25 protein-coding genes and 1 tRNA gene are annotated in these 25522 nt (G+C 63.8%); all 26 read left to right on the top strand.

Translation table 11 applies throughout. The features are described 5' to 3' along the window. The first annotated feature begins 54 nt into the window (after positions 1 to 54). The 26 genes from acpP (at position 55) to AC1DKY_RS13355 (ending at position 25484) form a co-directional block, all read left to right on the top strand. Positions 55 to 294: an acyl carrier protein gene (gene acpP, locus AC1DKY_RS13230; protein ID WP_019466215.1), complete on the top strand. Its 240-nt coding sequence runs from the start codon at positions 55 to 57 to the stop codon at positions 292 to 294. Positions 295 to 501: 207 nt separating this feature from the next. Beyond that, on the top strand, positions 502 to 1740 hold the full coding sequence (fabF, locus tag AC1DKY_RS13235) for a beta-ketoacyl-ACP synthase II (RefSeq protein ID WP_441604055.1): 1239 nt from the start codon (positions 502 to 504) through the stop codon (positions 1738 to 1740). A 5-nt stretch (positions 1741 to 1745) separates the two neighbouring features. Then, entirely contained in the window at positions 1746 to 3098 is a 1353-nt protein-coding gene (locus AC1DKY_RS13240; RefSeq protein ID WP_441604056.1) for an aminodeoxychorismate synthase component I, read from the top strand. After that, positions 3098 to 3922, top strand: coding sequence for an aminodeoxychorismate lyase (gene pabC / locus AC1DKY_RS13245; RefSeq protein ID WP_441604057.1), 825 nt, complete (start codon positions 3098 to 3100; stop codon positions 3920 to 3922). Before AC1DKY_RS13240 ends, pabC begins: the two co-directional genes overlap by 1 nt. Continuing rightward, positions 3919 to 4956, top strand: a complete 1038-nt coding sequence (mltG, locus tag AC1DKY_RS13250) for an endolytic transglycosylase MltG (RefSeq protein WP_441604058.1) — start codon at positions 3919 to 3921, stop codon at positions 4954 to 4956. The genes pabC and mltG overlap by 4 nt, the downstream gene beginning before the upstream one ends. Then, positions 4947 to 5585 carry a dTMP kinase gene (gene tmk / locus AC1DKY_RS13255; protein ID WP_441604059.1) on the top strand — a complete coding sequence of 213 codons (639 nt, stop codon included), beginning with the start codon at positions 4947 to 4949 and terminating at the stop codon, positions 5583 to 5585. Before mltG ends, tmk begins: the two co-directional genes overlap by 10 nt. Then, positions 5582 to 6517, top strand: a complete 936-nt coding sequence (gene holB / locus AC1DKY_RS13260; protein WP_441604060.1) for a DNA polymerase III subunit delta' — start codon at positions 5582 to 5584, stop codon at positions 6515 to 6517. Before tmk ends, holB begins: the two co-directional genes overlap by 4 nt. 82 nt (positions 6518 to 6599) lie before the next feature. Beyond that, positions 6600 to 8222 (top strand): hypothetical protein, encoded by a 1623-nt coding sequence (locus AC1DKY_RS13265; protein ID WP_441604061.1) that lies wholly within the window; start codon positions 6600 to 6602, stop codon positions 8220 to 8222. A 1-nt stretch (position 8223) separates the two neighbouring features. Further along, positions 8224 to 9153 carry a PIG-L deacetylase family protein gene (locus AC1DKY_RS13270; protein WP_441604062.1) on the top strand — a complete coding sequence of 310 codons (930 nt, stop codon included), beginning with the start codon at positions 8224 to 8226 and terminating at the stop codon, positions 9151 to 9153. A gap of 98 nt (positions 9154 to 9251) precedes the next feature. After that, entirely contained in the window at positions 9252 to 9608 is a 357-nt protein-coding gene (locus tag AC1DKY_RS13275) for a PilZ domain-containing protein (RefSeq protein WP_046970154.1), read from the top strand. 284 nt (positions 9609 to 9892) lie between these two features. Further along, the gene (locus tag AC1DKY_RS13280; RefSeq protein ID WP_121880989.1) at positions 9893 to 10249 is read left to right on the top strand and encodes an NADH-quinone oxidoreductase subunit A; all 357 of its coding nucleotides are present in this window, start codon (positions 9893 to 9895) and stop codon (positions 10247 to 10249) included. Then, complete coding sequence (locus AC1DKY_RS13285) at positions 10240 to 10797, top strand: NuoB/complex I 20 kDa subunit family protein (RefSeq protein ID WP_046970156.1); 558 nt, start codon at positions 10240 to 10242, stop codon at positions 10795 to 10797. Before AC1DKY_RS13280 ends, AC1DKY_RS13285 begins: the two co-directional genes overlap by 10 nt. Positions 10798 to 10814: 17 nt before the next feature. Further along, positions 10815 to 11543, top strand: a complete 729-nt coding sequence (locus tag AC1DKY_RS13290) for an NADH-quinone oxidoreductase subunit C (protein WP_441604063.1) — start codon at positions 10815 to 10817, stop codon at positions 11541 to 11543. Positions 11544 to 11545: 2 nt separating this feature from the next. Next, positions 11546 to 12799 carry an NADH-quinone oxidoreductase subunit D gene (locus AC1DKY_RS13295; protein WP_441604064.1) on the top strand — a complete coding sequence of 418 codons (1254 nt, stop codon included), beginning with the start codon at positions 11546 to 11548 and terminating at the stop codon, positions 12797 to 12799. 18 nt (positions 12800 to 12817) lie between these two features. Next, positions 12818 to 13345 (top strand): NADH-quinone oxidoreductase subunit NuoE, encoded by a 528-nt coding sequence (gene nuoE, locus AC1DKY_RS13300; RefSeq protein WP_046970159.1) that lies wholly within the window; start codon positions 12818 to 12820, stop codon positions 13343 to 13345. Positions 13346 to 13357: 12 nt separating this feature from the next. Next, positions 13358 to 14668, top strand: coding sequence for an NADH-quinone oxidoreductase subunit NuoF (gene nuoF / locus AC1DKY_RS13305; protein ID WP_441604065.1), 1311 nt, complete (start codon positions 13358 to 13360; stop codon positions 14666 to 14668). Next, positions 14665 to 16986: an NADH-quinone oxidoreductase subunit NuoG gene (gene nuoG / locus AC1DKY_RS13310; protein WP_477179987.1), complete on the top strand. Its 2322-nt coding sequence runs from the start codon at positions 14665 to 14667 to the stop codon at positions 16984 to 16986. Before nuoF ends, nuoG begins: the two co-directional genes overlap by 4 nt. A gap of 4 nt (positions 16987 to 16990) precedes the next feature. Continuing rightward, positions 16991 to 18019: an NADH-quinone oxidoreductase subunit NuoH gene (gene nuoH / locus AC1DKY_RS13315; RefSeq protein ID WP_441604067.1), complete on the top strand. Its 1029-nt coding sequence runs from the start codon at positions 16991 to 16993 to the stop codon at positions 18017 to 18019. A 6-nt stretch (positions 18020 to 18025) separates the two neighbouring features. Then, positions 18026 to 18517: an NADH-quinone oxidoreductase subunit NuoI gene (gene nuoI, locus AC1DKY_RS13320; protein ID WP_046970163.1), complete on the top strand. Its 492-nt coding sequence runs from the start codon at positions 18026 to 18028 to the stop codon at positions 18515 to 18517. 12 nt (positions 18518 to 18529) lie between these two features. Next, on the top strand, positions 18530 to 19183 hold the full coding sequence (locus tag AC1DKY_RS13325; RefSeq protein ID WP_441604068.1) for an NADH-quinone oxidoreductase subunit J: 654 nt from the start codon (positions 18530 to 18532) through the stop codon (positions 19181 to 19183). Continuing rightward, complete coding sequence (gene nuoK, locus AC1DKY_RS13330) at positions 19180 to 19485, top strand: NADH-quinone oxidoreductase subunit NuoK (protein ID WP_046970165.1); 306 nt, start codon at positions 19180 to 19182, stop codon at positions 19483 to 19485. Before AC1DKY_RS13325 ends, nuoK begins: the two co-directional genes overlap by 4 nt. 4 nt (positions 19486 to 19489) lie before the next feature. Then, positions 19490 to 21571, top strand: a complete 2082-nt coding sequence (gene nuoL / locus AC1DKY_RS13335) for an NADH-quinone oxidoreductase subunit L (protein ID WP_441611283.1) — start codon at positions 19490 to 19492, stop codon at positions 21569 to 21571. Between the two features lie 13 nt (positions 21572 to 21584). Then, complete coding sequence (locus AC1DKY_RS13340) at positions 21585 to 23093, top strand: NADH-quinone oxidoreductase subunit M (protein ID WP_441604070.1); 1509 nt, start codon at positions 21585 to 21587, stop codon at positions 23091 to 23093. Positions 23094 to 23105: 12 nt separating this feature from the next. Next, positions 23106 to 24545, top strand: a complete 1440-nt coding sequence (nuoN, locus tag AC1DKY_RS13345) for an NADH-quinone oxidoreductase subunit NuoN (protein WP_441604071.1) — start codon at positions 23106 to 23108, stop codon at positions 24543 to 24545. Between the two features lie 124 nt (positions 24546 to 24669). Next, positions 24670 to 24746, top strand: a tRNA-Met gene (locus tag AC1DKY_RS13350). Positions 24747 to 24968: 222 nt separating this feature from the next. Next, positions 24969 to 25484 carry a ribosome maturation factor RimP gene (locus AC1DKY_RS13355; protein ID WP_441604072.1) on the top strand — a complete coding sequence of 172 codons (516 nt, stop codon included), beginning with the start codon at positions 24969 to 24971 and terminating at the stop codon, positions 25482 to 25484. Positions 25485 to 25522 lie beyond the last annotated feature (38 nt).

The following is a 25522-nucleotide window of genomic DNA, read 5'->3' on the forward strand; positions in this document are numbered from 1 at the left end:
CGGCCTTATGTCCGGCGTTGATCAGGTAACTACTCCTTGGGAGGTATTGGCAACATGAGCACCATCGAAGAGCGCGTCAAGAAAATCGTCATCGAGCAGCTGGGCGTGAAGGAAGAGGAAGTCACGGCGAACGCTTCGTTCGTGGACGATCTGGGCGCTGATTCGCTGGACACCGTCGAGCTGGTCATGGCCCTCGAGGAAGAGTTCGAGACCGAGATTCCGGACGAAGAGGCCGAGAAGATCACCACGGTGCAGCAGGCTGTTGACTACATCAAGGCCCACACCAAGGAGTGATCGCTCTGCTGCGACGACGCCATGCGTCTGTCCACTAGCGATACCGGAAGCTGCGCCACATTGGCGCAGTTTTCGTTTCTGCATTTTGCAACGTCCGATCCCGTATGGTGCGCACGGCGCACTGCACGGCCCGGATGACGTGGCCACGAATGACGCAGATTGCCTGCCGCCATCGATAGAGCCACGGATACACAAGGGAAGATCAGCATGAGCAAACGACGTGTGGTTGTAACCGGGCTGGGCATCATTTCCCCGGTCGGCAACGAAGTCGCGACCGCCTGGGACAACATCCTCAAGGGCGTCAGCGGCATCGGTGAGGTTACCCATTTCGACGCCACCGCCTATGCCACGCGCATCGCCGGTCAGGTACGTGATTTCGATCCGGCGCAGTGGATCGCCCAGAAAGAAATCAAGAAGATGGATCCGTTCATCCATTACGGCATCGCCGCGGGCACGCAAGCCCTGCGCGATTCCGGCCTGGAAGTGACGGAAGCAAACGCACCGCGCATCGGCGTGGCCGTGGCTGCCGGTATCGGCGGCCTGCATACCATCGAACATACGTCGATCGAGCTGCACGACAAGGGGCCGCGTCGCGTGTCGCCGTTCTTCGTGCCCTCGTCGATCATCAACATGGTGTCCGGTCACCTGTCGATCATGTACGGCCTGAAGGGCCCGAACATCGCCTGCGTCACGGCCTGCACCACGGGTACGCACAACATCGGCCTGGCCGCGCGCATGATCCAGTACGGCGATGCCGACGTGATGATCGCCGGCGGCGCCGAGTTCGCCACCACCGGCACGGCGATGGCGGGCTTCTGCTCGGCCAAGGCCATGTCCACCCGCAACGATGAGCCGACCAAGGCCAGTCGTCCGTGGGACAAGGACCGCGATGGTTTCGTGCTGTCCGACGGCGCCGGCGTGCTGGTGCTGGAAGAGTACGAACACGCCAAGGCACGCGGCGCGAAGATCTATGCGGAGCTGGTCGGCTTCGGCATGAGCGGCGATGCTTTCCACATCACTGCCCCGAGCGAAGGTGGCGAAGGTGCGGCGCGCAGCATGGACACGGCACTGAAGGACGGTCATCTGAACCCGACCGACGTGCAGTACGTCAATGCACACGGCACGTCCACGCCGCTGGGCGACCTGGGTGAAGTGCTGGCCGCCAAGCGCGTGTTCGGCGATCACGCCTACAAGCTGGCGATGAGCTCGACCAAGTCGGCCACCGGTCACTTGCTGGGTGCCGCTGGCGGCGTGGAGGCGATCTTCACCATCCTCGCCCTGCGCGACCAGGTATTGCCGCCGACCATCAACCTGGACGAGCCGGGCGAAGGCTGCGATCTGGATTTCGTGCCGCACACCGCGCGCGAAGCGAAGTTCGACGTGGCCATCTCCAACTCGTTCGGCTTCGGCGGCACCAACGGTACGCTGGCATTCCGTCGCATTTGAGCGAAGTGACCACGTTCCATCGCAAGACCCTGCACGGCCGGCGCGATCTACTCGCGCCGGCCGCTGCATTTCCGGAGCGCTATCCGGGCCTGCTGCAGAGCGTGACCCACGGTACGCCGCAGTCGCGCTACGACATTCTTTTCGCGTTTCCGCAGGAAGCGCTGACCCTGCGCGCCGATGGGCGGCTCATCGACGATCGGGGGGAGCCGTTGCAGCGCGGCTTTCTCGATGCGCTGGATGAAGCATGGTGCGCGGTTCGATCGCCGCGTGACGGAGCAAGCGACTTGCCGTTCCACGGTGGCTGGCTGCTGTTTCTTGCCTATGAACTGGTTGGCGAGATCGAAACGCGCCTGCAGCTGCGTCCCTCCGATGTTTTGCCCACTGCCATCGCCTTGCGCTGCCCTGCGGCGGTTATCGTTGACCATGCGCGTGGTTGCACGGTGTTGGTGGCGGAGCAGGGGCATCAAGGCTTGCTCGATGTCATGGAGGCTGATCTCTTCGCGCCGATGGAATTGCCTGCGTTGCCTGCACCCGACGCTTGCAGCGAGGACGAGCCGGCGCTGTTTCTCGATGGCGTGGCGCGCATCCACGAACATCTGCATGCCGGCGACATCTTCCAGGTAAATCTCTCGCGGGCTTGGCACGCGCATTACGCGAATCCTGTGACGCCTGCGCAATTGTATTTGTCGCTGCGCCAAGCCAATCCGGCGCCGTTCGCGGGCTTGTTCCAGCAGCCCGAATGGGCAGTGGTGAGTTCATCACCTGAGCGCCTGGTCGAAGTACGCGATGGCCTGGCGCAGACGCGTCCGATCGCCGGCACGCGGCCGCGCACACCGGGTGATGACGACACCGCGCGCATCCTTGAGCTCAGCACGCATCCCAAGGAACGCGCCGAGCACGTCATGCTGATCGATCTCGAACGCAATGACCTGGGCCGCGTCTGCGTGCCGGGCACGGTCGAAGTCAACGAGCTGATGGTGGTGGAGAGTTACGCGCACGTGCACCACATCGTCTCAAACGTGCGCGGTCGCCTGCGCGACAATGTGACGCCGGGCGAAGTGATTGCCGCCACCTTCCCGGGCGGCACCATCACCGGCTGCCCCAAGGTGCGCTGCATGGAAATCATCGCTGCGCTGGAAGATGCGCCGCGTGGCGCCTATACCGGCGCGCTCGGTTATCTGGACCGCAACGGCGATCTCGATCTCAATATCCTCATACGCACGTTCACGCTGGCCGGTTCCGACGTCACGCTGCGCGCTGGCGCAGGCATCGTGGCCGATTCAGTGTCGGATAAAGAGCTGGACGAGACGCGTGCCAAGGCGCGCGGCCTGCTGCGTGCACTGGGAGTGCAGGGCTGATGGCAGACCGCGTACTCATCAACGGTGCGCCGTCGGTCACCGTCTCCGCGTTTGATCGAGGCTTGTCCTACGGCGACGGCTTGTTCGAAACCATCCGTTTCGTCGATGGCGTGGCGCCGCTGTGGTCGCGACACATGGACCGTTTGCGCGAGAGCTGCATCCGCTTGCGCTTGCCTGCGCCCGATGCGCCGCAGCTGGCACGCGAAGCGGCGCTGGTGATCGAGGGCATGCACGATGCCGTCGTTCGCATCACGCTCACTCGCGGCGTTGGAGAGCGCGGTTATGCACCGCCTCAGGCTGCTGCGCCCACCCGTGTCGTGGCCGGCTTCGAGGCGCCGTCCATGGCGGGTGATGTGTATCGCTCAGGCCTGCGCGTGCGTTGGTGCGACACGCGTCTGGCCGCGCAGCCGCTGCTGGCGGGCATGAAGCACCTCAACCGGCTGGAGCAGGTGCTGGCGCGCGCCGAATGGTCCGACCCCGCGCTGGGCGAGGGCCTGCTTTGCGATGCCGAGGGACAGCTCATCTCGGGCACCATGACTAATCTGTTCGCCGTGCTCGATGGCGTCCTGATCACACCGGCGCTGGATCGCTGCGGCGTGGCGGGGGTGGCTCGCGCCGAGATTCTCGCCAGCCGGCCAGGCGTGCGCATCCAGGGACTGCGCCCGGCGGAGCTCGCCCGGGCCAGTGAGGTCTTCCTCAGTTCCAGCGTACGCGGCATCCTGCCTGTTCAGGCCTTGGGCGATACCGTGTATGTTGCCGGGCCGGTCACCCGCGCTTTGCAGCAGCATTGGCGCGGCCTGGGTTTCCCGATGGAGCAGGCATGAGTGGACACAAGATGCAGGGGCGGGCGCTTTGGCGCAGCCTGATCGTGCTGGTGTTGCTGGCGGTAGCCGGCGGCGTCGCCTATGGATGGATGGACTATCAGCGCTTCGTCGGCATGCCGTTGGCGGTGTCGCCGCAGACGCCCAGCGTCGATGTGGCCAAGGGCAGCAGCCTGCGTGATGTGGTTGGCCAGTTGCGCGAGCAGCACGTGACGAATTCGCGCACGCTGTATTGGCGTGTGCTGGCCGAGCAGTTGCGTGTGGCCGGTCGCCTGCATGCGGGCGAATATGCGTTGAGCGCGGGCATGACGCCGCGCGAGCTGTTGCTCAATATGGCTGCGGGCAAGGTCCTGCAGCGCAATTTCACCATCGTCGATGGCTGGAACTTCCGAGACCTGCGCCAGGCCTTGGCCAAGGCGGACCGGCTCAAGCAGGAAGGCGCCGGTCTCGACGACGCCGCGCTGATGGCCAGGATCGGGGCGCCTGGCGAAATGCCCGAGGGACGTTTTCTTCCCGAGACCTACGCCTATGTGAAGGGCGACAGCGACCTGGACATCCTGCGCCGCGCGCATGCCGCGATGGCCAAGATGCTGGACACGCTGTGGGCCCAACGCGACAAGAATGTGCCGCTGGCCACGCCGTATGACGCGCTGATCCTGGCGTCCATCGTGGAAAAGGAAACCGGCCGCGCCGATGAGCGTGCGCGCATCGCCGGCGTGTTCGTGCGTCGGCTGCAGGAGCACATGCTGCTGCAGACCGACCCCACCGTGATCTATGGCATGGGCGAGTCCTACACCGGCAACATCCACAAGTCGGACCTGACCACCGACACGCCGTACAACACCTATACCCGCGCCGGCCTGCCGCCGACGCCGATCGCCATGGCTGGCAAGCCCGCCATCGAGGCGGCGCTGCATCCGGCAACCGGGTCGGAGCTTTACTTTGTCGCGCGTGGCGACGGCACGCACGTGTTCTCCAGTACGCTGGACGAACACAATCACAACGTGGCCTGTTTTCAGCTGAAGCGATGCCAATGACACGAGGCAAGTTGATCACGCTCGAAGGTGGCGAGGGGGCCGGCAAGAGCACACTGCTCGCCGGCCTGCAGCAGCACTTGCGCGCGCAGGGCGTGGATCTGGTGCAGACGCGCGAACCCGGCGGCACGCCGCTGGGCGAGGCGGTGCGCGCCATCGTGCTCGATCCGGCGCATCGCGGCATGGGCGCCGAATCCGAATTGCTGCTGATGTTCGCCTCGCGGGCGCAGCTCGTGCGCGAATGCATCGAGCCTGCGCTGGCGGCGGGGCAGTGGGTGTTGTGCGATCGTTTCACCGATGCGAGCTACGCCTATCAAGGCGGTGGTCGCGGGGTGCCGAATGAGCGCATCGCCACGCTGGAGCAGTGGGCTACACATGGTTTGACGCCTGACCTGACCCTATTGCTCGATCTTCCCGTGGCGACCGGGCGTGCGCGCGCTGCCGGCCGCGGCGAAGCGGATCGCATCGAAGTGGAAGGCGATACATTTTTTGAGCGCGTGCGTGCGGCTTATCGTGCGCGTGCCGCCGCGGAGCCGGCGCGCTTCCGCATCATCGACGCCACGCTGACGCCGCCGGAAGTGCTGGCGGCCGCCATCGATGCCACCCGTCACCTGTTTGGGACTCCGGCATGAATCTGATGCCATGGCATGGCGAGCATTGGGAACGCCTGCAGGCTAGGCGTGAGCGCAACGCGATGCCGCACGCGCTCTTGCTGTGCGGGCCCGAAGGCCTGGGCAAGCGCGACTTCATGCGTCGCTTCGCCGAAGGCCTGCTGTGCCAGCACCCGCAACACGGCGAGCCGTGCGGCCAGTGCCGCAGCTGCCTGTTGTTTGCAGCGGGCACGCACCCGGATTTCGCCACGTTGAGTTTTGGCCTGCGCAAGGATGGCGTGCAGCGCAGCGAGATCGTGGTCGACCAGGTTCGCGAGCTGTCCGCCCGTCTTGCCATGTCGAGCCAGTTCGGTGGATGGCAGATCGTGTGCATCGATCCGGCCGATGCCATGAATACCGCGGCAGCCAACGCCTTGCTCAAGACGCTGGAAGAACCCTCGCCGCAGACGCTGCTGCTGTTGGTCGCCGATGCGCCATGGCGCTTGCCGCAGACCATTCGCAGCCGCTGCCAGCGCATCGAGTTCCATTTGCCCTCGCGCGAGCAGTCCTTGGCGTGGCTTGAGCAACAGGGCGTCAAAGACCCAGCTGCTGCGCTCGACGCGGCGGGCGGCAATCCCGGCCTGGCGCGTGCCTGGGCGGAGCAGGGTGCGCTCGCGCGCCGGCTGGAAGTCCGCAAGGACCTTGGCGCCTTGGCGGCAGGTCGTGGCGAGGCCATGGAAGTAGCGCGTCGCTGGCTGGACAACGAGCCGCAACAACGCCTGTGGTTTGCCGCGCAGGCGGCTGCGGAAGAGTTGAAATTGCGCGCCACCGCGGGGCAGGGGCCGCTGGCCAGTCAGCTGGACGCCGAAGGCCTCGACCAGTGGTACATGGCGGCCAATCGCACGCGTGAATCCCTGCGTGGCCCGTTGCGCGGCGATCTGCTCTTGCTGGAGCTGCTTGCCCGCTGGCACTGATGCCAGCGTGACAACCGGGTTGCAGTCACCGCGTTTCCCCTAGGGAAAGGCCGCTGACAGGCCGCCTGCCTACGCTTCGCCGATGAAGTTCGTCCCCCAACGCCAGCTCCCCATTTGGCCGTGGATTTCGCTCCTGTTCCTGCTGGTCCTTCGACTGGCATGGCTTAATGCGTACACGCTCAACTCCGACGAAGCGCAGCACGCGCACGTCGCATGGGCGTGGACGCAAGGGCTGCTGCCTTACCGTGATGTTTTCGACAACCACGGCCCGCTGTTCGGATGGCTGCACTCGCCGCTGCTGAAGTGGCTGGACAACCGTCCCGACGTGCTGACCTGGCTGCGCCTGGCCATGCAGTTTTGGTATGTGATCGCCCTGGGTTCGGCGGGCTGGATGGCGCAACGCCTCTACGGCTGGCGCGTCGCTGCGGTGGTTGTGCTGGTGGCCGGTCTATTCCCGCGGTTCTTCGTCGTCAGCGGACAGTTCCGCACCGACGACATGTGGATGGCGATGTGGTTGCTCGGCCTGGCGTTCGTGGCGGGCGCACCGCCGCGCCTGTGGCGTTACTTCGTGGCCGGCCTGGCGATGGGCTGTGCACTGTCGGTATCGCAGAAAACACTGGTGCTGCTGGTCACCACCGTCGTCGCGGCCGGCGTGGTGCGGATGATGCGGCCCTCGCACGCGCCGCGGGCCGGCGTGCGTTGCTGGATCGCCGCGTTGCTGGGCGTACTGCTGGTGCCCGCCATTTTTGCCATTTGGTTGGGCACGCACGGTTTGCTCGAAGACGCGTGGTACGGGCTGGCCGAGTACAACATCGGCGGCGCCAACAAACGGCATGCGGCGCAGCAAGGTTTGTGGTTTCTGATTTTTGCAGCGGTGCTGGTGGTGATGTGCGTGCGTGAAGCGCGGCAGCGCTCGGAAGGCGGTTTCGACTGGACCGTGTTCTTTGCCTTGCAGGGCGGTCTGTACCTGCTGCTGATCTGGTTCATCTGGCCACTCATCACCAAGCAGGATTTCCTGCCTGTGCTGCCGACGCTTGCCATTGCCTCTGCCGGCCTGGCGGCGACTTGGCAGTGGTTGAACTCGCGTCCGCGACTGCGCGGCGTGTTGTTGATGGTTTTGCTGGTGGCGGAAATGGCAGCCGTCATTGCCGATGCGCCGCCATGGCAGGACGATCTCGCCGCGCAACGCAATGAACTGTCGACCGTGCTGCGTTACACGAACGAAACCGACACGGTGATGGACCCCAAGGGCGACACGATATTCCGCATGCGCCCTTACTATCCCGTGCTGGAAAGCTTGGCCATGCGGCGCCTGCGCCGTGGGCAGATGGCGGACACCATCGTCGACGACCTGGTCAATCACCGGACCATGCTGGTGGTGTTGCGGCGCCTGCCGCCTTCGAGCGCGCGCTTCGTGATGCTCAATTATGTGGAGGCTGGCGGAGATATCTGGATCGCGGGCCGTATGCTTGCCGATCACCAGCCCCAGCAGACGATAGACGTGAACGTACCCGGAGACTATGTGGTGACCGATGGACACCAGCGCCTCAGCGGCAGCCTCGATGGCGCCGCGCCGGCGGACCACTGGTTCCTGAGCCGCGGCACCCACCATCTGGTGGTGAGCGGCGGCACGCCTGTGGCTTTCGTGTGGTCGCAGGCCTTCGATCGCGGCTGGCGTCCGGCGCCTCCTGTCACAGGGGGCTGACGTGAGCTTGAGCCTCAATGCCAGGACGCGACTGCTGGTCGTCGCGCCGCACCCGGATGACGAATCGATCGCCACCGGCGAGCTGATCCTGCAGGTACGGCAGGCCGGCGGCGAAGTGCAGATCCTCCTGCTCACCAATGGCGACAACAATCCCTGGCCACAACGCTGGGTGGAGCGCCGGTTGCGCATCGGCCCCTACGAGCGCCGCCGCTGGGGTGAGCGCCGGCGTGCCGAAGTGACCCAGGCCTTGGCTCAGTTGGGCGTGACCGGCGAGGCGTTGCTGCCCCTGGGCTGGCCCGACATGGGCATCACCAGCCGCCTTTGCGACCAGCTGGATGTTAGCGTCGAGATGGTGAGCCGGCACTTGGAGGCGTTTCGCCCCAACCTGGTCGCCTTGCCCGCGCTGGGCGATCACCACCCCGATCACGGCGCCGCCCATGTCCTGACCCGCCTGGCGGTGGCCCGCGCCAACGTCGAGACGCCGCGCATGCTGGCCTATCTCGTGCACGGCCAGGAGGTCATCGGCAAAGGCCGGGTCAAGCTCGACTCCTCGGTCGGCATCCATGCCACCAAGATGGCCGCGCTGGCCTGTCATCGCAGCCAGATGGCCTTGAGCGGCAAGCGGATGCGCCGTCTGGCGGACCGTGGCGAGCGGTATCAGTCGGTGCGGGGAACCGCTGTTTCCACCGAGTCGGCCGTGCTGCCATGGCAGCCATCTCCTTCGCTCCATCGCTGGTTGCACCTGACCCTGGTCGACGAGCGGGGCGTTCGCCAGTGGCCGTGGCGCCAGGCGCCACTGACCATGGACGGGCAGGGGCGTTACGTATTGCATGGCCTGGACCCGGCCGCGCCTGGGCCGCGCTTCCTCAAGCTGCATATGAATCTGCCATCGCCCTGGATCTTCGACCGCTGGGGCTGGTGCGAGCTCTAGCGCCGTCACATTCCGTCGACATCTCGCTTGTGGCAATGGCCGACCGCTCGCTACGATGCGGCTGAGGGGCACTGCATCAGCGGTGTACAGGAGCAGTCATGAATCCGGCCATTGCCGCCCGCCAGGGCATCATTTCGTTGAAGATCAAGGACACGGCGTCGCTCTACAACGCCTATATGCCTTATCTGAAGCACGGCGGCCTGTTCGCCCCTACCGCCCAGAAGTACGCCCTGGGCGACGAAGTGGTGCTGCTGATCAACCTCACCGATGAAGGCGAGCGCCTGTCGGTGGCCGGCAAGGTGGTCTGGGTGACCCCGGTCGGTGCGCAGGGCAACCGCACGGCCGGGATTGGCGTGCAGTTCAACGAGTCGTCCGATGGCGAAGTGGCGCGTACCCGCATTGAGAACATCCTGGCCGGCCTGACCGGATCCGAGCGCCCCACGCACACGATGTAGAGTCAGGCTCTAAGACCTTGGTCGCAATGGCTTACGACCGCTGGAAGAAACCCCTGCAAATCTCCTTCCAAACAGCCGTCAAGGCTTGTTGTTGTTAAGCGCACTGATACAATGTCGCGATCCCTCGATTCAGATCGAGGGAAGTCGGACGCTCGCTGCCCCCAATGCACGTGATCGTGGCGCCTAGCCCTTGGCCCTCGCGGGTCATGCCGAACCCAAGTTCCGCGGACCGTTTCCCCGACGGTCACTGATGCGCCAATGAAGGCGCGGAGGTACGTTTCATCGTGCTTGCCCAATACTGGCCCATTCTGCTTTTCATCGGCGTTGCCGCCGGCTTAGGCGTGGTGCTTCTGGTCATCGGCCTGCTGGCCGGCCCGCGTCGCCCCGAGTCCGAGAAGCTCTCGCCGTACGAGTGCGGCTTCGAAGCCTTTGAAGATGCGCGCATGCGTTTTGACGTGCGCTATTACCTGCTGGCGATCCTGTTCATCATCTTCGACCTGGAAATTGCGTTTCTGTTTCCGTGGGCCGTGGTGTTCACCAAGATCGGCCTGATTGCCCTGGTCGAGATGGCGCTGTTCCTGCTGCTGCTGGTCATCGGCTTTGCTTACGTGTGGAAGAAGGGAGCACTGGAATGGGAGTGATCTCGTCGCTTGACCGGGTGATGCACAACCCGCAGCCGTTGAACCTGGTGGACGACATCCTGCGTCCGGCCGAAGACAACCCCGTCATGCAGCGCGGCTTTGCCACGACCAGCGTCGACGCCCTGATGAACTGGGCGCGCACCGGTTCGATGTGGCCGATGACTTTTGGCCTGGCCTGCTGCGCCGTGGAAATGATGCATGCCGGCGCCGCGCGCCTGGACCTGGACCGCTACGGCGTGGTGTTCCGCCCCAGCCCGCGCCAGTCCGACGTGATGATCGTGGCCGGCACGCTGGTCAACAAGATGGCCCCGGCATTGCGCAAGGTCTATGACCAGATGCCCGACCCGAAGTGGGTGATCTCGATGGGTAGCTGCGCCAACGGCGGCGGCTACTACCACTACTCGTATTCCGTGGTGCGTGGCTGCGACCGCATCGTGCCGGTGGACATCTACGTGCCGGGCTGCCCGCCAACGGCCGAAGCGCTGATCCACGGCATCCTGCAGTTGCAGAAGAAGATCCGCCGCACCAACACCATCGCGCGTTCCTGACAAAGGCGCAGCAGAGCATGACTGATACCTCTTTCAACTCGCTGGCCGAGCGCCTGTCCGCGCGATTCGGCGAAATGCTGACGATCAGCGTCGTCCGCAATGAAGTCACCGCCGAAGTGGCCGCCGCCGACCTGCTCGCGGTGGCTACCGCGCTGCGTGACGAAGCATCGTTCCGCTTCGGCGTGCCGATCGACGTCTGCGGCATCGATTACCTCGGCTACGGCCAGACCGAATGGGACACGGAAACCGTGTCCGGCACCGGCTTCTCGCGCGGTGTGGAAGGCGAGGCGATGGGCCGCTTCAAGTGGGCCGACCGCCCGCACGCCGACTCCTCGCCGCGCCGCTTCGCCTCCATCGTTCACCTGCTGTCGCTGGAGAACAACCAGCGCCTGCGCCTGCGCGTGTTCTGCGACGACGACTCGCTGCCGATCGTGCCTTCGCTGACCGGCATCTGGCCGGGCGTGAACTGGTTTGAGCGCGAGTCGTTCGACCTGTACGGCATCATTTACGACGGTCACCCGGACCTGCGCCGCATCCTCACCGACTACGGCTTCGTGGGTCATCCGTTCCGCAAGGACTTCCCGCTGATTGGCAATGTCGAGGTGCGTTACGACCCCGAGCAGAAGCGCGTGGTGTACGAACCCGTGTCGATCGAGCCGCGCGTGCTGGTGCCGCGCGTCATCCGTGACGATGCCGACCTGCAGCAGGCCAAGGCCGAAGCGGCCGATAACTGGCGGAATAACTGATCATGCAAGAGATCCGCAACTACACCATGAACTTCGGCCCGCAGCATCCCGCTGCGCACGGCGTGCTGCGCCTGGTGCTGGAGATGGACGGCGAAACCGTGGTTCGCGCCGATCCGCATATCGGTCTGCTCCATCGCGGCACCGAGAAGCTGGCCGAGTCCAAGCCGTTCAATCAGTCGATCGGCTATATGGATCGCCTCGATTACGTGTCGATGATGTGCAACGAGCACGCCTACGTGCGCTCCATCGAAACCCTGATGGGTATCGAGGTGCCGGAGCGTGCGCAGTACATCCGCACCATGTTCGACGAAATCACCCGCATCCTGAATCACCTGATGTGGATCGGTTCCAACGCGCTCGACCTGGGTGCGATGGCAGTGTTCCTGTATGCGTTCCGTGAGCGCGAGGAACTGATGGACGTCTACGAGGCGGTGTCGGGCGCGCGCATGCACGCGACCTATTACCGTCCGGGCGGCGTCTACCGCGATCTGCCCAACCACATGTCGCAGTACCGCGAGTCGCCCTGGCACAAGGGCAAGGACCTCAAGCGCCTCAACTCCTGGCGCGAAGGCTCCATGCTCGACTATCTGGAAGCGTTCACCAGCGACTTCCCGACCAAGGTGGATGAGTACGAAGAACTGCTCACCAACAACCGTATCTGGAAGCAGCGTACGGTCGGCATCGGCGTGATCCCGCCGGAAAAGGCGCAGGCCTGGGGCATGACCGGCGTGATGCTGCGCGGTTCGGGCATCGAGTGGGATCTGCGCAAGAAGCAGCCGTACGCCAAGTACGCCGAGGTCGATTTCGACATCCCGGTGGGCGTGGGCGGCGACTGCTACGACCGTTACCTAGTGCGCGTGGAAGAAATGCGCCAGTCCAACCGCATCATCCAGCAGTGCGTGAAGTGGCTGAAGGCCAACCCGGGTCCTGTCATCGTGCAGAACTACAAGGTGGCGCCGCCGCATCGCGAAAGCATGAAGGAGGACATGGAAGCGCTGATCCATCACTTCAAGCTGTTCACGGAAGGCTATGGCGTGCCTGCGGGCGAGACCTATGCCGCCGTGGAAGCACCGAAGGGTGAATTCGGCTGCTACCTGGTATCCGATGGTGCGAACAAGCCGTTCCGCGTGCATCTGCGCGCGCCGGGCTTCGCCCATCTGTCCTCGATGGACGTCACCGTGCGCGGCCACATGCTGGCCGACGTGGTGGCGATGATCGGTACCTATGACCTCGTGTTCGGCGAAGTCGATCGCTGAGCCCGGAGGAAACCACACATGAAAGCCACCGGAAATTACGCGCAGGTCAAGAATGTCGACCCGCTCGTCGTACTGAACGAACACACTCGTCATCACATCGAAGAGTGGGTTGCCCGTTTTCCTCCTGACCGCAAGCGTTCGGCGCTGATCCAGGCGCTGTTTGCCGCGCAGGAGCAGAACGAAGGCTTCCTCACCGACGAGCTGATCACCGCCGTTGCCAAGTACCTCGACCTGCCCGCCGTGTGGGCTTACGAGGTGGCGAGCTTCTATTCGATGCTCGAGACCAAGCCGGTGGGCCGCAACAACGTGGCCATCTGCACCAACGTCTCGTGCTGGCTCAATGGCGCCGATGATCTGGTGAAACACTGCGAGCAGAAGCTGGGCATCAAGCTGGGCGAAAGCACCGCCGATGGCCGCGTGTATCTGAAGCGCGAAGAAGAATGCATCGCCGCCTGCGCCAGCGCGCCGGCGATGACCGTCAATGGTCACTACCACGAGCGACTCTCGATCCAGAAGATCGATGAAATCCTCGATGGTCTTAAGTAAGGGCTGGGCGCAATGGCTTACGGACCCGCACCCCAAGAACATCAGGTCGTCTACACCACGCTGCATTTCGACAAGCCGTGGGCGATGGACAGCTACACCCAGGTGGGTGGCTATGAAGCGTGGAAGAAAATCCTCGCCGAGAAGCCCGACCCGACTGCCCTGATCGACGAGATCAAGAAGAGCAACCTGCGCGGCCGCGGCGGCGCAGGCTTCCCGACTGGCCTGAAGTGGTCCTTCATGCCCAAGGGCACCATGCAGAAGTACATCCTCTGCAACTCCGACGAATCGGAGCCGGGCACCTGCAAGGATCGCGACATCCTGCGCTTCAACCCGCATGCGGTGATCGAAGGCATGGCGATCGCGTGCTATTGCACCGGTTCCACCGTGGCTTACAACTACCTGCGTGGCGAATTCCATCACGAGCCCTTCGAGCATTTCGAAGAGGCGCTGAAGGAAGCGTACGCCGCCGGTCTGCTGGGCAAGAACATCCAGGGCACCGGCCTCGATGTGGACATCTATGGCGCGCTCGGCGCCGGTGCCTATATCTGCGGCGAAGAAACCGCGCTGATGGAATCGCTGGAAGGCAAGAAGGGCCAGCCGCGCTTCAAGCCGCCGTTCCCGGCCAACTTCGGCCTGTACGGCAAGCCCAGCACGATCAACAACACCGAAACCTATGCCTCGGTGCCGGCCATCCTGCGCAAGGGTGCGGACTGGTTCCTGGCGCAGAGCAAGACCAAGAACGGCGGTCCGAAGATCTTCTCGGTCTCCGGTTGCGTGCAGAAGGGCGGCAACTTCGAAGTGCCGCTGGGCACCACCTTCGACGAGCTGCTGGAAATGGCCGGTGGCCTGCGTCCGGGCCGCACGCTGAAGGGTGCGATTCCCGGCGGTGTGTCGATGCCGGTGCTGCGCGCCGAACAGCTCAAGGGTTTGCCGTTCGACTACGACACGCTGCGTGACCTCAAGACGGGCCTCGGCTCGGGCGCCATCGTGGTGCTCGACGACACCGTCTGCACGGTGCGTTTCACCCGCCGCATCTCACAGTTCTTCCACAAGGAAAGCTGCGGTCAGTGCACGCCGTGCCGCGAAGGCACCGGCTGGATGCACCGCGTGCTGGATCGCATCGTGGAAGGTCAGGGCACCATGGAAGACCTGCATCGTCTCAAGGCCATTGCCGGCCAGATCGAAGGCCACACCATCTGCGCGTTCGGCGAAGCCGCGGCGTGGCCGGTGCAGGGCTTCCTGCGCCAGTTCTGGGATGAATTCGAGTACTACATCGTCAATGGCCGCTCCATTGTCGACGACAAGCTTGGAGCCGCCGCATGAGTGCGCAGCCCGCAGCACCCAATCTCGACCTCGTCAACATCGAGGTCGATGGCAAGCCCACGCAGATCCGCAAGGGCGCCATGATCATCGAGGCGGCTGATGCCATCGGCATCAACATTCCTCGCTTCTGCTATCACCGCAAGCTGCCGATCGCCGCCAACTGCCGCATGTGCCTGGTGGAAGTGGAAATGGGCGGCAAGCCCATGCCCAAGCCGCAGCCGGCCTGCGCCACCCCGGTGGCCGAAGGCATGAAGGTCACCACGCGCTCCGACTCCGCCCTGAAGTTCCAGAAGGACGTGATGGAGTTCCTGCTGATCAACCACCCGCTGGATTGCCCGATCTGCGATCAGGGCGGCGAGTGCGAACTGCAGGACGTCGCGCTGGGCTATGGCCGCAGCGTGTCGCGCTATACCGAACGCAAGCGCACCATCGCCGACGAAAACCTCGGTCCGCTGGTCGCCACCGAGATGACCCGCTGCATCCAGTGCACGCGCTGCGTGCGCTTCACCAGCGAAATCGCCGGTACGTACGAGCTCGGCGGCATGAGCCGCGGCGACAACCTGCAGATCGGTACCTACATCGGCAAGACCATCGAGACGGAACTGTCGGGCAACATCATCGACGTCTGCCCAGTGGGCGCGCTGACCAACAAGCCGTTCCAGTTCCAGGCGCGCGCCTGGGAACTGATCGCCAAGCCGTCGGTCGCCTATCACGATGCGCTCGGCTCCAACCTGTGGCTGCATACGCGCCGCGGTGAGGTGCTGCGCACGGTGCCGCGCGACAACGAATCGATCAACGAGTGCTGGCTGTCCGATCGCGACCGTTACAGCCATCAAGGTCTGTACGCGGCCGATCGCGTCGGCGCGCCGCAGGTCAAGCGCAACGGCCAGTGGGTCACCACCACCTGGGACGACGCGCTGAGCGCCGCCGTGGAATCGCTGAAGGCGGTGCCGGGCAGCGAGCTGGGCGTGCTGGTGCACCCGGCCACCACCAACGAGGAAGGCGACCTGCTGGTGCGCCTGGCCCGTGGTCTGGGCAGTGCGCACATCGATCACCGCGTGCGTCAGCTGGACTTCGCCGACAACGCGATCGCCACCGCGTTCGCCAAGCCGGTCGCCGAGCTGGACAAGGTCAAGGCTGCGCTGCTGGTGGGCTCGGATCTGCGTCACGAGATGCCGCTACTCAATCACCGCATCCATCAGGCGGTGAAGAAGTGCGCCAAGGTTTACGCGGTCAATCCGGCGAGCTTCAACTTCAATTACAAGCTGACCGGCGAAGCCATCGTGGCGCCGCAGGCCCTGGTCGATGCGCTGCTGTCGCTGGCCAAGGGCGTGGTCGAAGCGGGTGCCACCGCGCCGGCCGCACTGGCCGATGCGATCCACGCTGCGTCGTGCGACGAGGGCGACAAGGACGCGATTGCCGATCTGAAGAGTGGCAGCGCCGTCGTCATCCTCGGCGAAGCCGCCGTCACCCATCCGCAGGCCTCGTGGCTGCGGGCCGTGGCGCAGTTCATCGCGCAGGCGACGGGTGCGGGTTACAACGAACTGCCGGTCGGTGCGAACGCCGTGGGCCTGGGCCGCGTCGGCGTGCTGCCGGGTAACGGCGGCCTCGATGCTCAGGCGATGCTGGCCCAGCCGCGCAAGGCTTATGTGCTGTACGGCGTCGAGCCGCAGGACGTCGCCGATGGCGCGGCCTTGCTGAAGGCGCTCAAGGGCGCGCAGAAGGTGGTGGCGTTTACGGCCTATGCCAGCGATGCGCTGCGCGAAGTGGCCGAAGTGATTCTGCCGATTGGTCTGCTGCCGGAAATCGACGGCACCCTGGTCAATGTCGATGGTCTCGCCCAGAGCGTGGCCGCCGGCGCCAAGGCGCCGGGCGATGCGCGTCCGGGCTGGAAGGTGCTGCGTGCACTGGGCGGCGTGATGAAGGTCGCGGGCTTCGAGTTCGATGACCTGGCCGGTCTGCGCGAAGGCATCAGCGAGCGTGCGCATCAGCCGCGCGCCGAGCTGGCTTCGCGTCCGTCGGCGGTTGGCCTGAGCCGTCTCGCCACCTGGCCGATCTACCGTACCGATGCCGTGCTCCGTCGTGCGACCGCACTCAGCAAGCACCCGCTCAACCATGCGCCGGCCGTCCGCATCAATGCGGACGAAGCCAAGCGCCAGGGTCTGGGCGAGGGCGATGCGGTGCGCGTGGCCGACGCGGTGCTGCCGCTGGCGATCGATGCGACCGTGCCCGATGGCGCGGCCTGGATCGAAGCCGCACACGACGACACTGTCTCGCTGCCGCCCTACGGCGCAGCCCTCACCCTGAGCAAGGCGTAAGCACATGGGCGAACAGATCTTCAACCAGGTGGTCATGCCGGTCATCTACATCCTGTGCATCGTCCTGCCGCTGGTCATCACGGTGGCGCTGTACGTGTGGTGGGAGCGCAAGGTGCTCGGCTGGATGCACGTGCGCATGGGGCCCAACAAGGTCGGTCCGTTCGGCCTGCTGCAGGCCTTCGCGGACGTGACCAAGCTGCTGATCAAGGAAGTGATTCTTCCGACCAGCGCGAACCGGACCCTGTATTACATGGCGCCGCTGCTGGCGCTGATCCCGGCGCTGGCCGCGTGGGCCGTGATTCCCTTCAACGACAAGATGGTGCTGGCCAACGTCAACGCCGGCCTGTTGTACCTGCTGGCAATGACCTCGCTGGGCGTGTACGGCATCATCCTGGCCGGCTGGGCGTCCAACTCGCGTTACGCGCTGCTGGGTGCGATGCGTTCGGCCGCGCAGGTGATCTCGTACGAGCTGGCCATGGGCTTGTGCCTGGTCTGCGTGTTGGTGCTGGCCGGTTCCTTGAACCTTACCGACATCGTGCATGCGCAGGCCGGCAGCAAGGGCATCTTCGACTGGTTCATGTGGCCGCTGCTGCCGGTATTCATCATCTACTTCATCTCGGGCGTGGCCGAAACCAACCGCGCGCCGTTCGACGTGGCGGAAGGCGAGTCGGAAATCGTCGCGGGCTTCCATGTGGAGTATTCGGGCTCGGCCTTCGCGCTGTTCTTCCTGGCCGAATACGCCAACATGATCCTGATCAGCTTCCTGGCGCCGATCCTGTTCATGGGCGGCTGGCTGTCGCCGCTGCCGGCTTCGTGGGGCATCGTGGGGCAGGCCAGCGTGCTGTGGCTGTTCGTCAAGGTGTTCGTTTTTGCCTTCATGTTCCTGTGGTTCCGCGCGAGCTTTCCGCGCTACCGCTATGACCAGATCATGCGTCTGGGCTGGAAGGTATTCATTCCCATCACCATCGTCTGGGTCCTCGTCGCCGGCTGCATGAAGTTTTTCGGCTGGGTCACCGTCGGCACGGGAGGCTGAAGAAACATGTCCCGCGTAACTCACTATTTCAAAAGCCTGCTGCTCATCGAGCTGTTCAAGGGCTTGGGTCTGACCATGCGTTACATGTTCAGCCCCAAGTACACCATGCGCTATCCGATGGAGCACATCCCCAAGTCCAACCGCTTCCGCGGCCTGCATGCGCTGCGTCGCTACGCCAACGGCGAAGAGCGTTGCATCGCGTGCAAGCTGTGCGAGGCGGTGTGCCCGGCGCTCGCCATCACCATCGACTCCGCCCCGCGCGAGAGCGACGGCCAGCGCCGCACCACGCGCTACGACATCGACCTGTTCAAGTGCATCTTCTGCGGTTTCTGCGAAGAGAGCTGCCCGGTCGACTCGATCGTCGAAACGCATATCCATGAGTACCACTTCGAGCAGCGTGGCGAGAACGTGGTGACCAAGCCGCAGCTGCTCGCCATCGGCGATCGCTTCGAGCAGGACATCGCGGCTGCCCGCGCTCAAGACGCCGCGTATCGCTGAGGACGGGACATCATGATCGATACGAATATGTTCCAACTCGTGTGTTTCTACGCCTTCGCGGCCGTCACCGTGGTGGCGGCGCTGGGCGTGATCACGCTGCGCAACACGGTGCATGCCGTGCTGTCGCTGGTGCTCACCTTCTTCAGCACCGCCTGCATCTGGCTGCTGGCCGAAGCTGAATTCCTCGCCATCGCCCTGATCGTGGTCTACGTGGGCGCGGTGATGGTGCTGTTCCTGTTCGTGGTGATGATGCTGGACATCAAGCAGGAACACGTACGCGAGGGTTTCATCAAATACCTGCCGGTCGGCATCATCGTGGCCCTGGTCATGCTGGGCGAAATGCTCGCGCTGATCGGCGTGCGTGCGATGCACCAGGCCGTGATGGGCGCCGATCCGGCCACCATGGCTGGCATGTCCAACACCGCCTGGCTGGGCACTGCGCTCTACACGCAGTTCCTGCTGCCGTTCGAAGTGGCCGCACTGATCCTCACCGTGGGTGTGGTGGCTGCCGTGGTATTGACCCTGCGCCAGCGCACCGGCGTGCGTCACCAGCAGGCCTCGCAGCAGGTTCGCGTCAACCCGCGTGACCGCGTCCGCGTGGTGAAGATGGCCGCGGAAGTTCCCGTCGCGCCCCAGCCGGCACCGGGCAAGGAGACCACCCCATGATCACGCTTTCGCACTTCATCGTGCTCGGCGCCGTGCTGTTCTGCATCGCGCTGGCCAGTCTGTTCATCAACCGCAAGAACGTCATCGTGTTGCTGATGTCGATCGAGCTGATGCTGCTGGCGGTGAACATCAACTTCGTCGCGTTCTCCCGTTTCCTGGGCGACGTGGCAGGGCAGGTGTTCGTGTTCTTCATCCTCACCGTGGCTGCGGCGGAAACCGCCATCGGCCTGGCGATCCTGGTCCTGCTGTTCCGCAACCGCAGCACCATCAATGTCGCCGAAATCGACAGCATGAAGGGCTGACCCGATGGAATTGTCTACCTCCATTCTGCTGACCATCGCCCTGGCACCGCTCGTCGGCTGCCTGCTGGCGGGCTTCTTTGGTCGCTTCATCGGTCGCGCCGGTTCGCACAGCGTGACCATCCTGGGCGTGGCGATTGCCTGCGGCCTGTCGTTCTACGTGCTGTACCAGCTCACCACGGGCGGCGCGCCGATCTATAACCAGAACATCTACACCTGGTTCGAGATCGGCAACTACAGCGCCCATGTCGGCTTCATGATCGATCGCCTGACCGCCATGATGATGGTGGTGGTGACCTTCGTGTCGCTGCTGGTGCACATCTACACCATCGGCTACATGGCCGACGACCCGGGTTACCAGCGCTTCTTCAGCTACATCTCGCTGTTCACCTTCTCGATGTTGATGCTCGTGATGAGCAACAACTTCATGCAGCTGTTCTTCGGCTGGGAAGCGGTAGGCCTGGTGTCGTACCTGCTGATCGGCTTCTGGTACAAGCGCCCGACGGCGATCTTCGCCAACCTCAAGGCGTTCCTGGTCAACCGCGTAGGCGACTTCGGCTTCCTGCTCGGCATCGCCGGCGTGCTGTATTTCCTGGGCACGCTGGACTACACCACGGCGTTTGCCGCGGCGCCGGGCCTGGTGGGCAAGACCCTGCAGATCACCCAGAACACGCATTGGGATGCCGCCACCGTCATCTGCATCTGCCTGTTCATCGGCGCGATGGGCAAGTCCGCCCAGGTGCCGCTGCATGTGTGGCTGCCCGACTCGATGGAAGGTCCCACCCCGATCTCGGCACTGATCCACGCCGCGACGATGGTGACCGCCGGCATCTTCATGGTGGCGCGCATGTCGCCCATCTTCGAACTGTCGGAAACCGCACTCAGCTTCGTGATGATCATCGGCGCCACTGGCGCGCTGTTCACCGGCCTGATCGGCATCGTGCAGAACGACATCAAGCGCGTCGTCGCGTACTCCACGCTGTCACAGCTGGGCTATATGACGGTGGCGCTGGGCGTCTCCGCTTATGCCGGCGCCGTGTTCCACCTGATGACGCATGCCTTCTTCAAGGCGCTGCTGTTCCTGGGTGCCGGCTCGGTCATCATCGCCATGCACCATGAGCAGGACATGCGCTACATGGGCGGCCTGCGCAAGTACATGCCGATTACCTGGATCACCATGTGGATCGGTTCGCTGGCGCTGTGCGGCGTGCCGTTCTTCGCGGGCTTCTATTCCAAGGACGCGATCATCGAAGCGGTGGGCGAGTCGCATCGCTGGGGTGCCACCTACGCATACTTCTGCGTGATGGCCGGCGCCTTCGTGACCGCGCTGTATACCTTCCGCCAGATGTATCTGACCTTCCACGGCAAGGAGCGCTTCGTGGTGGTGCACGATCATGGCCATGGCCACGGCCATGCTCACGGCCACGACGACCATGCCGCGCACGACGAACACCATCATGTCTCGCACAAGGATGACCACGGTCATCACGAGCAGGGCATCATGCACGAGACGCCGAAGGAGTCGCCGTGGGTGGTGACGCTGCCGCTGATCCTGCTGGCGATCCCGTCGATCATCGTGGGCGGGCTGGCTGTGAAGCCGCTGCTCTACGGTGAATGGTTTGGCTCGGCGATCCACGTCAACGAGACCAACAATGTGCTTGGCGAGATGGCCAAGGAGTTCGGCAATTGGATGTCTGCCGGCTTCCATGGCTTTGCACAGCTGCCGTTCTGGCTGGTCGCCGCCGCGTTCATCATCCAGACCTACATCTACCTGTTCAACCCGTCCGTGGCCGATCGCATCAAGAACGCGCTCAAGCCGATTTATAACCTGCTCAACCACAAGTACTGGTTCGACGCGGTTTACTTCATCGTCTTCGCACGCGGCGGTATGGCGCTGGGTCGTGCCCTGTGGAAGGGCGGCGATGCGGCGGTTATCGACGGCGTGCTGGTCAATGGTTCGGCGGGTCTGGTCGACCGTATTGCAGGTGGTATGCGTCGCCTGCAGTCCGGCTATCTCTATCACTACGCCTTCGCGATGATTCTCGGCCTTATCCTGCTGCTTGGCGGGTATTGGCTGGTCGGGCAATAAGGGAACCTGCTCCATGTTCAATCATTTGCTCAGCCTGCTGATCTGGCTCCCCGTGGTGGGCGCCGTCCCGGTGTTGCTTGCCGGCTCCGGTCGACCCAACGCTGCGCGTTGGATCGCCCTGGCGGTCGCCGTGCTCACCTTCGTGCTCAGCCTCTACATGCTGCCGCTGTACAACGCGGCGGATGCCACCAAGCAGCTTGCCGAAAGCCATGTATGGATCGCCTCGCTGGGCGTCCACTACAACCTGGCGGTCGACGGCATTTCGGTGGCCCTGATCCTGCTGACCAGCTTCGTCGGCATCCTGGTGATCGTGGGCGCGTGGGAGGTCATCCAGACCAATCCGCACCAGTACATGGCCGCCATGCTGGTGCTCGAAGGCCTGATGATCGGCGTGTTCTGCGCCACGGATGCGTTGCTGTTCTACGTGTTCTTCGAGGCCATGCTGATCCCGATGTTCATCCTCATCGGTGTCTGGGGTGGTCCGCGTCGCGTGTACGCCACGCTGAAGTTCTTCATCTACACGTTCTTCGGCTCCATCTTCATGCTGGTGGGCCTGATCTACCTCTACCTGAAGGCCGGTTCGTTTGACCTCGCCACGCTGGCGGCGCTGCCGCTGTCGATGAAGGAGCAGACCTGGCTGTTCTTCGCGTTCCTCATCGCCTTCGCGGTGAAGGTGCCGATGGTGCCGGTACACACGTGGTTGCCCGATGCCCACGTGGAAGCGCCCACCGGTGGTTCGGTGGTGCTGGCCGCGGTGATGCTGAAGATCGGTGGCTATGGTTTCCTGCGCTTCTCCCTGCCCATTACGCCCGACGCCGCTGATGCGTACGCCTGGGTGGTGATCGGGTTGAGCCTGATCGCGGTGGTCTACATCGGCTACATCGCGCTGGTGCAGGAGGACATGAAGAAGCTGGTGGCGTATTCGTCCGTGGCACACATGGGCTTCGTCACGCTGGGCATCTTCATCGCCTTCATGCTGGTGCGCGGCAGCAACAACCTCGATGCCGCCAAGCTGGGCATGCAGGGTGCGATGGTGCAGATGATTTCGCACGGCTTCGTCTCGGGCGCGATGTTCTCGTGCATCGGCGTGCTGTACGACCGCATGCATACGCGCCAGATCAAGGATTACGGCGGCGTCATCAACGTGATGCCGTGGTTCGGCTTCTTCTACGTGGTGTTCGCCATGGCCAACAGCGGCCTGCCGGGTACCAGCGGTTTCGTGGGCGAATTCCAGGTGATCCTGGCCAGCTTCCAGGCCAATCCGCTGATCGCGTTCTTTGCCGCGTTCACCCTGATCATCGGTGCCGCCTACACGCTGTACATGGTCAAGCGCGTGCTGTGGGGCGACATCACCAATCCCCATGTGGCGGAGATGAAGGACCTCAACGGACGCGAATGGTTTGTACTGGGCGCGTTCGCCGCAGCCGTGTTCGCCCTGGGCATCTGGCCGCAGCCGCTGATCCATCTGATGGATTCGTCGGTCACGCAGCTGGTGACCCAGCTTGGCAACCACAAGATCTAAGCAGGACTGATCATGCCGAATTTCAATGACATACTGATCCTGTTGCCGGAGTTCTATCTGGTGGCGGCAGCGTGTTTGCTGCTGTTGCTGGATGCCTTCATGAAGCCCGAGCAGCGCCCGGTGCTGCACTGGCTGTCGATTGCCGTGCTGCTGGTGGCCATCTACCTGGTGGTCGCCGGCCAGCCCAGCCAGGCGGTCACCGCGTTCAACGGGATGTTCATCCGCGACGGCGTCTCGGAGATCCTAAAGGTCTTCTCGCTGCTCACCACCGTCCTGGTGTTCTTCTACGCCAAGCCCTATCTGCAGGACCGCAAGCTGTTCGTGGGCGAGTTCTACACGCTGACCATCTTCGCGGTGATCGGCATCATGCTGCTGGTGTCGGCCGGCAACCTGATCATGGTGTACCTGGGCCTGGAACTGCTTACGCTGTCGTCGTACGCGCTGGTCGCACTCAACCGTGATTCGCGCCTGTCCTCGGAAGCGGCCATCAAGTACTTCGTGCTGGGTGCGCTGGCCTCGGGCATGCTGCTGTACGGCATGTCGATGGTCTACGGTGCCACCGGCACGCTCGACCTCGTGCGCCTGCACATGGCCGCCGGCCACACGGGCATGCCGCATCTGCTGGTGTTCGGCCTGATCTTCATGATCGTGGGTATCGGCTTCAAGCTCGGTGCCGCGCCGTTCCACATGTGGATCCCGGATGTGTACCAGGGTTCGCCGACCGCGGTGACCGTCTTCATCGGTTCCGCGCAGAAGCTGGCGGCGTTCGGTATGGCCTACCGTTTGCTGGCGTCGGGCCTGGGCGACCTGTCCCAGCATTGGCAGCTGATGCTGGCGTGCCTGGCGGTGCTGTCGCTGGCGATCGGCAACATCGTTGCCATCGTGCAGACCAACCTCAAGCGCCTGCTGGCCTACTCGACCATCTCGCACATGGGTTACCTGCTGGTCGGCCTGGTCAATGCCGGTCCGGAAGGCTATGCCTCGTCGCTGTTCTATGCGATCAGCTATGCGATCACCAGCGCCGCAGCGTTCGGCATGATCCTGGCGCTGGCGCGTGCCGGCTTTGAGTGCGAAGAGATCGACGATCTCAAGGGCCTCAACCAGCGCTCGCCGTGGGCGGCGTTCCTGATGATGCTGGTGATGTTCTCGCTGGCCGGCGTGCCGCCGCTGTTCGGCTTCTTCGGCAAGCTGCTGGTGTTCCAGGCGGCGATCCATGCCGGCTTCCTGTGGCTGGCCCTGGTCGGCGCGGTGTTCGCCATCATCGGCCTCTATTACTACCTGCGCGTGGTCAAGGTGATGTACTTCGACAAGCCGGTGGAAGGCACCGAAGTGCATCTGCAGAAGGACGTCTCGGTGCGCCTGGTACTGTCGTTGAACGTGCTGGCGCTGCTGGTGCTCGGCATCGTCTGGGGCCCGCTGTTCGGCTGGTGCCAGAGCGTTTTCGTCGGTTGATGATTGCTTGATTTTTGGGCGTCACGGCCGCATCTCCGTGACGCTTTCTTGTCGATGAAGTGAAATTAGTTAGCGAAAAGGCTTGCAAGAATTCGGCCATCTCGCTAATCTTTGCGGACTCTGATGCGGGGTGGAGCAGTCTGGCAGCTCGTCGGGCTCATAACCCGAAGGTCGTAGGTTCGAATCCTACCCCCGCTACCAGATCTTTCTTAGAACAAGAAAGCCTCCTCGTGAGGCTTTTTTGTTGGGCGCAAGGAAGCGTCGCACGTGCGTCACAAGCCGCTTAGATGCTGGCTGCGCCCCAGGTGCCCCGAAAGAGTCTGGATGGGTCGGGACATCGGCGAGACGCTCTATTTTTAGAGCATGGAATGGGCCGCTTGAGCCCATTTTTTGTTTCTGGCGATCAGTAACGGTAGGGCAATCATGGATACGCAGGCACTGGCTCAACGCTTTACGGAAGTTCTGGCCGATCTGGGCCTGGAATGCATCGGCGTGGAGTTCACCCCGTCGCAGGGGCAGAGTACCCTGCGTGTCTTCCTCGACACCGAGGGCCGCGAGATCAACGTCGAAGACTGCGAGGCGGCCAGCCGGGAAATCTCGGCCATGCTCGACGTGGAAGATCCGATCCCGGGGCATTACGTGTTGGAAGTTTCTTCGCCCGGTATCGACCGTCCGCTGTTTACCGCGGCRCAGTTCGCCAAGGTGGCGGGAACGGAAGTGAAGATTTTGCTCAAGGCGCCCATGGAAGGACGTCGCCGCTTGCGCGGCAAGGTGATCTCGGTCGAAGGCGAGCGGATCTCGCTGGAAGCCGAAGGCAAGACCTTCGAGTTCGACCATGACGCGGTGGAAAGCGCGCGCGTGGTGCCCGACTGGGTGGCGCTCGGTTATGTGCCGCAGCCCAAGCCGGGTAAAGCCCCGGGCAAGAAGGCCGCGAAGTAAATCAACTTAAAACCGATGGGGCGCCGGCGGCGTCTACG

This window comes from Dyella sp. 01N448, from assembly GCF_056399225.1.